This window comes from Brevundimonas sp. (assembly GCF_013912005.1).
Taxonomy (GTDB): domain Bacteria; phylum Pseudomonadota; class Alphaproteobacteria; order Caulobacterales; family Caulobacteraceae; genus Brevundimonas.
This window is the reverse complement of sequence record NZ_JACESB010000042.1, coordinates 1-6,492: the sequence shown is the minus strand read 5'-3', so window position 1 is coordinate 6,492 and position 6,492 is coordinate 1. Positions and strand designations below refer to the sequence as shown.

The window sequence follows — 6,492 nt, the reverse complement described above, 5'->3', positions numbered from 1 at the left end:
GGGAGCGACGTCGCCGTAGCGGGGGGCGAGGACGGGGGCGGAGGGCATCTTCGGCCGGGCGGTGAAGGCCGAGCCGTCCTTCGGGGGCGCCTTGCCGTCGCCGACGCGGGCGCGCAGCGAGCGGAACTCCATCCGGTCGAGGAATTCGCCCAGCACCTCCGGATCGGGGTCACGGACGGCGAAGTCGTCGATCGGCTCCGGCGCGGGGGCGTCGCAGGTCAGGCGGCACAGCTCGCGCGAGAGGCGGATCTGGTCGGCGAATTCGATCAGGGTCTCGCGCCGCTTCGGCTGCTTGATCTCGTGCGCGCGGGCCAGAAGGGTGTCCAGATCGCCGAACTCGGTGATCAGCTGGGCGGCCGTCTTGGGCCCGATGCCCGGGGCGCCCGGCACGTTGTCGACGCTGTCGCCGATCAGGGCCTGGACCTCGACCACCTTGTCCGGGGTCACCCCGAACTTCTCGAGCACCGCCTCCTCCGCCAGCTTGCGGTCCTTCATCGGGTCCCACATCACCACCGACGGCCCGATCAGCTGCATCAGATCCTTGTCGGAGCTGACGATGACCGCCTCGCCGCCGGCGTCGCGCGCCTTGCAGGCGTAGGTGGCGATCAGGTCGTCGGCCTCGTAGCCCGGCAGTTCGACGCAGTGCACCCCGAAGGCGGCGGTGGCTTCGCGGACCAGCGGAAACTGCGGGATCAGATCCTCGGGCGGCGCCGAGCGGTTCGCCTTGTACTGATCGTACAGTTCGTTGCGGAAGGTCTTCTCCGAGTGGTCGAAGATGGCCACCAGGTGGGTCGGGCCGTCGGGCCCCCGCATGTCCCGGATCAGCTTCCACAGCATGTTGCAGTAGCCCTGCACGGCCCCGACCGGGAGGCCGTCGGACTTGCGGGTCAGGGGCGGCAGGGCATGGTAGGCGCGGAAGATGTAGGCCGAGGCGTCGATCATCCACAGCCGGACGGCCGGGCCGTCCTGGGTGAGCGGACGATCGGAGGTCTCGGGAGCGGCGGCGTCGGTCATCGGCGGAACATAGGCGGGCCGGGAGCCGCCGTCACCGGCGCGTCGTCAGGAGACCCAGGTGTTGCGGCATTCGCCGACGGTCCAGCCATTGAAGCCGGAATAGAGCCGGCATTCGTAGCCCATGCCGGCCAGCGGGCCGTGCAGGATTCCCGTCTCGACCACCGCGCCGCGGCCGTCGTAGCGCGGCTGCCTGAACGACACCCATTGCACCCGGTCACCCGGTCGGTCGGGATCGAAGGTCGCGGGGAAGCGGAGGCCGTGGCGGCTCCAGTCGCATTGCGGGGCCCAATCGGAGCCGGCCCCGTCGAGCCACAGCGGCGGGGGCAGGTTGTCGGTGGTGTTGAAACGATAGTGGTCACGGGCCACGGCCGCGATGACGGCGCAGTCCTCGCCGAGACTCTCCGTGAGCGGCGGGTGCTGGACGACCGGCGGAACGGCCGGCGGCGACGCCGCGCAACCGGCGAGGCAGAGGGCGGCGGCGAAGGCGGCGATTCGCATGACGGCTCCTATCGCGAACGCAGGGCGCTGATCGTCCGGCCCGGCGCGATGTCCTCGGCCGAGGTGATCAGGTGAACGAGGGCCGGCCGGCCGGCGTTGCGGGCCGCCGCCAGCGCGGCGGGAAAGTCCTCCGTCCGCTCGCAGCGCACCCCGAAGGCCCCGAAGGCCTCGGCCCAGGCGACGAAGTCGGGGTTTCTCAGGTCGGTGGCGATGGTCCGCGAAGCGCCCGGATAGTGGGTCTCCTGGTGCATGCGGATGGTGCCGTAGGTCCCGTTGTCGACCACCACCACCACGGCGTTGATCCCGTACTGGACCGCCGTGGCCATCTCCTGCCCGGTCATCAGGAAGTCGCCGTCGCCGGCGATGCAGATCACCTCGCGGCCGGGGTGCACGCTCTTCGCCGCCAGAGCGGCCGGATAGCCGTAGCCCATGGCCCCGGAGGTCGGGGCCAGCTGGGTGCGGCGGGCGCGATGGCGATGGAAGCGGTGCAGCCAGGCGGCGAAATTCCCCGCGCCGTTGGTGACGATGGCGTCCTCCGGCAGGGCCTCGGCGAGATGGCGGATGACCGCGCTCATGTTGACCGCGCCGGTGACCTCGACCGGCTGGATGAAGGCCTCGTAGTCGGCCCGGGCGGCGGCGGCCTCGGCGGGCCATGTCCGCCCCGGGTCGATCTGAGACAGGGCGAGCGCGGCCAGCGAGTTGTCGGCGGCGGCGGCCAGCAGGGGCGTCCACACCCGGCCCAGCTCCTCCGGACCCGGATGAATGTGGATCAGGGTCTCCGCCGTACGGGCGCGGTCCAGCAGGGTGTAGCCCTGGGTCGGGTTCTCGCCGAGCCGGGCTCCGATGGCGAGGATCAGGTCGGCCGCCTTGACCCGGGCGGTCAGCTTCGGATTGCAGCCGAGGCCGAGGTCGCCGGCGTAGTTGGAGCGGTCGTTGGAGACCAGGTCCTTGCGGCGGAAGGACAGGGCGAGCGGCAGCCCAAGCCGCCCGGACCAGTCGGCGATGGCGGTCGCGGCGGCGTCGGTCCAGCCCGAGCCGCCCAGCACCAGCAGCGGCCGTTCCGCCTTTGACAGGCGCTCGCGCACCTCGTCCACGCAAGCCGGATCCGGCGCCGCCTTCGCCGGCGTCACCGGCCGCACCGGGGCCGGACCGCCGGCCTCGTGCAGGATGTCCTCCGGCAGGGCGACGACCACCGGACCCATCCGGCCTTGCAGGGCGGTGGCGAAGGCGCGCTCGACCACCTCGACGGTGCGCTCCGGGCTCTCGATCTCGGTCGCCCATTTGGCCAGGCCGCCGAACACCTCGCGGTAGTCGACCTCCTGGAAGGCGCCGCGGCCGCGGTCGGTCAGGGCGATCTGGCCGACGAACAGGATCATCGGCGTGGAGTCCTGGTGCGCCGTGTGCACGCCGATGGAGGCGTGGGTCGCGCCCGGCCCGCGCGTGACCATGCAGACGCCCGGCTTGCCGGTCAGCTTGCCGTAAGCCTCCGCCATGTTGGCGGCCCCGGCCTCGTGGCGGCAGGCGATCACCTCGATGCGGTCGCGCACGTCGGCGAGGGCGTCCAGCACCGCCAGATAGCTCTCGCCCGGCACGCAGAAGACGCGGTCGATGCCGTTCATGACGAGGGTCTCGACGAGGCGGCGGGCGGCGGTGTTCGCGGGCTGGGTCATGGCCCCGCCGTTAGCAGATCGCCCCCCGGCTTGGCCATGCAACCGCACGGCCACGCTGGCGTTTACGGCCAAGGTTCCATCCCAGCCCCGCAGAGACCATGAAGAAGATCGCCGTCCTGTCCCTGATCGCCGCCGCCCTGGCCGTCTCCGCCTGCAACACCATCTCGGGCATCGGCCGCGACGTGCGCGCCGCCGGCGACGCCGTCACCTCCGGCGCCGAGAGCGCGAAGCGCTGAGGCTTCAGTCCTCGTAGCGCACCCCGGTGAGATAGAGGCCCTCGGCCGGCGCCACCGGGCCGCACGCCTTGCGGTCGCGGGCCGCCAGGGCCGCGGCCACATCCCCCACGGCCCAGCGGCCGAGGCCGACCTCGGCCAGGGTGCCGGTCATGGAACGCACCTGCCGGTGGAGAAAGCTGCGCGCCTCGAACACCAGATGCACCTCCTCGCCGACGCGCGTCACGGTCGCGACATCCAGCGTCTTCTCAGGCGACGCCGACTGGCAGCCGGCGTCGCGGAAGGTGGTGAAGTCGTGCAGCCCCACCAGGGCCTGCGCCGCCCGCTGCATGGCGTCCGCGTCGAGCGGCTTCTTCACGTGCCAGACGCGGCCGAGATCCAGCGCCGGACGGCCCGGGCGGTTGAGGATGCGGTAGAGGTACCGCCGCCCGACGGCCGAGAAGCGGGCGTGCCAGTCGGCATCGACCTCGGCGCAGTCGAGCACCGCGACCTCCTCCTCGACAAGGTGGGCGTTCATCGCGTTCATCACCGTCCGCGCCGGCCACGCCTTGTCCAGATCGAAGCTGACCACCTGGCCGGTGGCGTGAACGCCGGTGTCGGTGCGGCCGGCGGCGGCGATGCGCACCGTCTGGCCGGAGAAGGCGGTGATGGCCGCTTCCAGGGCGCCCTGCACCGTCGGCTGCCCGGCCTGGGCCTGGAAGCCGTTGTAGCCCGAGCCGTCGTACTCGACCGTCAGCCGGTAGCGGGGCATCAGCCCAGCACCGTTCCGGCCGGAATGGCGAAGCCGCGCAGCATCTCTTCGGCCGGCTGGGCCGCCTTGCCCGGCCGCTGCACCGTCAGCAGTCGGACCACGCCGTCGCCGCAGGCCACGCGCAGCCCGCCGTCGAGCACCTCGCCCGGCGCGCCCTCGCCCGGGCCGGACACGCGCGACATCAGCGCCTTGATGCGGACCGGGCCGTCGGGCCCCGGCGCCTCGAACCAGGCGCCCGGGAACGGCGACAGGCCGCGAATATGGCAGTCGATCTCGCGCGCCGGCCGGGTCCAGTCGATGCGGGCCTCGGCCGGGGTGATCTTGCGGGCGTAGGTCGGTTCGCCGGTCTGGGGCACGCCCTCGACGCCGCCGCGCTCGATCGCCGCCAGGGCGCGCGGCCACAGGCTGGCGCCGATATGGGCCATCCGCTCCGACAGGGTCGCGGCGGTGTCGTCCGGGCGGATGTCCATCACCTCGGACAGCAGGATCGGCCCCTCGTCCAGGCCTTCGGACATGCGCATGATCTGCACGCCGGTCTGGCGGTCGCCGGCCATGATGGCGCGCTGGATCGGGGCGGCGCCGCGCCAGCGCGGCAGCAGCGAACCGTGCAGGTTGAAACAGCCCAGCCGCGGCGCCTCCAGCACCTCCGGCTTCAGGATCTGGCCGTAGGCGACCACGCAGGCGGCGTCGAGGTCGAGGCTGCGGAAGGTCTCGATGGCCTCGGCCGCCTTCATCGAGGCGGGGGTGAACACCGGCAGGCCCATGGTCTCGGCGAAGGCGTGCACCGGCGACGGGCTCAGCTTCTGGCCCCGGCCCTTCGGCTTCGGCGGCTGGCTGTAGACGGCCACGACCTCATGGCCGCTGGCGATCAGCTCGGCCAGCGAGGGCACGGCGAAGTCGGGAGTTCCCATGAAGGCGAGGCGCATGGCGCCTCCTAGACCGTCAATCCCAGCGCGTGAAGACGCCGCCGCCCTCGTCCCATTCGCCGCCGGCGTCGAGGGCGTCGTCGAAGTCCAGCAGCCGGTCCAGCAGGATGCCGGCCACCACGCCGACGGCGGCGACGCCGACGAGGGTGATCAGGCTGGCCACGCCGACCTTCTCGTTGCGCGTCAGGCGGCGCCGGCCGTCCGGGCCGACGATGCGATCCGGCTTGCGGCGCAGGCGGGCCATCAGGCGGCGAGCCTCGCGGCCTTCTTCACCTTGGCGATGGCGCGGTCGCGCTTCAGCCGCGACAGGTGGTCGATGAACAGCACGCCCTCGAGGTGGTCCATCTCGTGCTGGATGCAGACGGCGTAGAGCCCCTCGCACTCCTCCTCGACCGACTCGCCGGCGTAGTTGAGGTAGCGGACGCGGACCCGGGCGGGCCGTTCGACGTTGTCGAAATACTCGGGGACCGACAGGCAGCCCTCCTCGTAGGCGAACAGCTCGTCGGAGGCCCAGACGATCTCGGGATTGACGAAATAGCGCGGGTTCGGCCGGCGTTGCGGCTCTTCCTCGCCCTCGGCCGGCTCGCCCTCCGGCGCGCCGTCGCCGAGATCCATGACGATCACGCGCCGCGTGTCGCCGATCTGCACCGCCGCCAGACCGATGCCCGGGGCGGCGTACATGGTCTCCAGCATGTCGTCCATGAGCGCCCGCAGCTCGTCGGTCACCGGCCCCTCGACCGGGGTCGAGACCTGCTTCAGCACCGCCAGGTCGGCGGCGTTGTCGATGGTGAGGATGCGACGGAGAGCCATGCCCGCGAGGTAGTCGCGACGGACCCGAAGGTCAAGATTTCCGAGTGTTCCGCTAGGTTATGCGGCGACGCCGGGAAGCAGCCGCGGCCGGCCCGTTTCGTCCAGCGCCACATAGGTGAACACCCCCTCGGTCACCCGCACCGACCGCGACTGGGCGACGTTGCGCGAGCGCTTCCACGCCTCGACGTGCACCCGCACCGAGGTGCGTCCGGTCTTCAGGACGCGGGCGTAGATCGACACCTCGTCGCCGACCGCCACCGGCTGGTGGAACACCATGCCGTCGAGCGCCACGGTGGCGCAGCGCCCCTGGGCGATCTCAAAGGCGGGCGTCGCGCCGGCGAGGTCCATGTGCGCCAGCAGCCAGCCGCCGAAGATGTCGCCCTCGGGGTTGGTGTCGGCGGGCATGGCGATGACCCGGCCGACGGGCTGGCCCGACGGCTGCGTCGGCAGATCGGCGGCGTCGGTCACGCGCGGCGGCTCCGGCTGAAAGGGGAAGGAAAGTGGCGCACCCGACACGAGACCGGGCGTGGGCTTGGCTCTGCGGGATTTGGGTGTCGTCGGTCAAGAGCGCGCTCCATCGTTCTGGAGCG

9 protein-coding genes are annotated in these 6,492 nt (G+C 72.0%); 1 reads left to right on the top strand and 8 read right to left on the bottom strand.

The annotated features are described in order from the left end of the window. From H2038_RS14830 to H2038_RS14820, 3 genes are all read right to left on the bottom strand, one after another. Window positions 1–1,014 (bottom strand): 5'-3' exonuclease H3TH domain-containing protein (locus tag H2038_RS14830; RefSeq protein ID WP_292114923.1); only part of this gene is annotated, 1,014 nt, incomplete at its 3' end. Window positions 1,015–1,059: 45 nt separating this feature from the next. Then, on the bottom strand, window positions 1,060–1,512 hold the full coding sequence (locus H2038_RS14825; RefSeq protein ID WP_292114920.1) for a hypothetical protein: 453 nt from the start codon (window positions 1,510–1,512) through the stop codon (window positions 1,060–1,062). A gap of 8 nt (window positions 1,513–1,520) precedes the next feature. Then, window positions 1,521–3,182, bottom strand: a complete 1,662-nt coding sequence (locus H2038_RS14820) for a thiamine pyrophosphate-dependent enzyme (RefSeq protein WP_292114918.1) — start codon at window positions 3,180–3,182, stop codon at window positions 1,521–1,523. A 98-nt stretch (window positions 3,183–3,280) separates the two neighbouring features. Between H2038_RS14820 and H2038_RS14815 the strand changes: the two genes are divergently transcribed. Further along, on the top strand, window positions 3,281–3,418 hold the full coding sequence (locus H2038_RS14815) for an entericidin A/B family lipoprotein (protein ID WP_292114916.1): 138 nt from the start codon (window positions 3,281–3,283) through the stop codon (window positions 3,416–3,418). A gap of 4 nt (window positions 3,419–3,422) precedes the next feature. Here H2038_RS14815 and truA read toward each other — a convergent pair whose 3' ends face one another. From truA to H2038_RS14790, 5 genes are read right to left on the bottom strand one after another with little or no spacing between them, the layout of a single operon-like run. Beyond that, a complete protein-coding gene (truA, locus tag H2038_RS14810) occupies window positions 3,423–4,166 on the bottom strand; it encodes a tRNA pseudouridine(38-40) synthase TruA (RefSeq protein ID WP_292114914.1) in 744 nt (247 codons plus the stop codon). Beyond that, window positions 4,166–5,092, bottom strand: a complete 927-nt coding sequence (gene fmt / locus H2038_RS14805; RefSeq protein ID WP_292114911.1) for a methionyl-tRNA formyltransferase — start codon at window positions 5,090–5,092, stop codon at window positions 4,166–4,168. The genes truA and fmt overlap by 1 nt, the downstream gene beginning before the upstream one ends. Window positions 5,093–5,108: 16 nt before the next feature. Then, complete coding sequence (locus H2038_RS14800; protein ID WP_292114908.1) at window positions 5,109–5,336, bottom strand: hypothetical protein; 228 nt, start codon at window positions 5,334–5,336, stop codon at window positions 5,109–5,111. Continuing rightward, window positions 5,336–5,902: a peptide deformylase gene (gene def, locus H2038_RS14795; protein WP_292114905.1), complete on the bottom strand. Its 567-nt coding sequence runs from the start codon at window positions 5,900–5,902 to the stop codon at window positions 5,336–5,338. The genes H2038_RS14800 and def overlap by 1 nt, the downstream gene beginning before the upstream one ends. Before the next feature lie 57 nt (window positions 5,903–5,959). Then, window positions 5,960–6,307 carry an acyl-CoA thioesterase gene (locus tag H2038_RS14790; RefSeq protein WP_292114926.1) on the bottom strand — a complete coding sequence of 116 codons (348 nt, stop codon included), beginning with the start codon at window positions 6,305–6,307 and terminating at the stop codon, window positions 5,960–5,962. Window positions 6,308–6,492: the final 185 nt, after the last annotated feature.